This window comes from Pseudoalteromonas sp. XMcav11-Q, assembly GCF_040104525.1.
Lineage (GTDB): Bacteria > Pseudomonadota > Gammaproteobacteria > Enterobacterales > Alteromonadaceae > Pseudoalteromonas.
In genome coordinates this window covers 1-1,174 of sequence record NZ_JBECOX010000040.1, presented here as the reverse complement: position 1 = coordinate 1,174, position 1,174 = coordinate 1, and the positions used below count along the sequence as shown (strand labels likewise).

The window sequence follows — 1,174 nt, the reverse complement described above, 5'->3', positions numbered from 1 at the left end:
TAACTGTTGCTCAATATCACCTTCAGGGCTTACATATTCCCCTTGCAAACAACCCACATCTGCACTTGGCAATGCCCGTCTATCCACCTTGCCATTTGCCGTCAATGGCCATTCATCCACTGCAATCAGTATGCTTGGTATCATATGCTCTGGTAAATCTTGCTGTAATTCTGCCTTCAATGCCTGCAACCAGCTTGACTCATCTATATCCAGCCCACTTTGTCGCTGCACATACCCTATTAATTGCTTCTCTCCCGCGATGTCCTTCACTATCGCCAACGCCGATGCAACGCTTGAAGCTGCATGTAAACAGGCTTCCACTTCCCCAAGCTCTATTCTGAACCCTCTTATCTTCACCTGACTGTCAACACGACCTATGAATTCTATTCTCCCATCCGGCAGGTAACGAACTAGATCTCCGGTGCGGTAGAGTCGTCTTGAGCTGCCTGCTTGCGCCTCATCATAAAATGGGTTCTCTACAAAGCGCTCCGCTGTTAGCTCTGGTTGATTCAAGTACCCAAGCGCTAACCCTGGACCGCCCACAAATAGCTCACCAATACAGCCTTGAGGCACCAATTGCTGGTGACCATCTAAAATGTAAATTTCATCACTATCTAAGCGATAACCTATTGGTACTCGCTCCTCCTGATAAGCCTGAGGAAATGTATAGGTCGTTGAGAAAGTCGTGTTTTCTGTTGGTCCATACCCGTTTATCAACGTTAACTCTGGCTGTATCTGCTGTATCCGCTTGATTGCGTCTAGATCTAGACTATCTCCCCCTGCTAACAGTTGACGTAGCGATGTCACTGTCGGCACATGATAAGACCATTCTCTAAAGAAGCCTGCGGTTAACCACAGACTGTTAACGTTATGCTGTTCGAGCTCTTTATTCAGCTCTGCTGGTGATAAGTATGGTGGACGATACAGAACACATTGCCCGCCGTTGAGTAATGGCCCCCATAGCTCTAAGGTCGCGGCATCAAACGCAATGTTTGCACAATGCATCATCACCGTATCACTATTCAGAGTCATGAAACTTTGCTCTATGACTAGTCTAGTCACTCCTTGATGTGGTGTGAGCACCCCTTTAGGCTGCCCCGTCGAGCCTGACGTATAAATCACATACGCAACATCCGACCCCGTTATCGCTACGTCTACATCCGTTGCTGCCAAA

The 1,174-nt window shown here is 47.7% G+C and carries 1 protein-coding gene; it reads right to left on the bottom strand.

Features of this window, described 5'->3' with window-relative positions:
- Positions 1–1,174, bottom strand: a 1,174-nt coding sequence (locus tag ABMY45_RS23780) for an amino acid adenylation domain-containing protein (RefSeq protein ID WP_349289599.1), incomplete at both ends; no start/stop codon positions are given.